At 68.2% G+C, this 503-nt stretch carries 1 protein-coding gene; it reads right to left on the bottom strand.

Going from position 1 to position 503, the window contains the following annotated elements; translation table 11 throughout:
- Nucleotides 1–91: 91 nt before the first annotated feature.
- Nucleotides 92–503: hypothetical protein (locus DXX99_RS11605; RefSeq protein ID WP_165847848.1), on the bottom strand; the 412-nt coding region annotated here is incomplete at its 5' end.

The following is a 503-nucleotide window of genomic DNA, read 5'->3' as shown; positions in this document are numbered from 1 at the left end:
ATTTGAAGTCCGTTTCTCCTCTTTTGGCGGTAAAAAATCTCCTTTTTACCGTTTCCCTCAAAAACAGAAGGGGGGTCACGCGCGTGACCCCCTACTGCCCCTGCTGCGGTGCCTGCTGCGCCTGGCCCTGCCCGGCGGGCGGGACTTTCACCAGGTAGACCCTCCTGGCCGCCGCGGCCGCTACCACCGCCTGGGCCTTGTCGGCAGGCACCTCTACCCCCACCGCCTGGGGGGTCTGCCCGCCCACGTCCACAGGTCCCCCGCCGGAGCTCCCCAGGTCCCTGCCCTGGGAGTCGAGGCACCTGGTCACCCGCACGTTCTCCACCACCCCCGCGACGTTCCCGTCCTTGTCCAGCAGGAACACGTCGACTTTAGAGCCGGGGAGGGCGCAGGCGGAGCTGGAGAGGTCGACCGGGACCAGGACCTCGACGCAGCCGGGGGCGAGCTGCGGAGCGGTGTCCAGGTCCTCCCTGTAAACGAGCTGGCCCCTCACCAGGGGCACC

The organism is Ammonifex thiophilus (assembly GCF_003368535.1).
GTDB classification, from domain to species: Bacteria; Bacillota; Desulfotomaculia; order Desulfotomaculales; family Ammonificaceae; genus Ammonifex; species Ammonifex thiophilus.
Note: the sequence above shows the minus strand (reverse complement) of the source record. Positions and strands in the feature narration are given on the sequence as shown.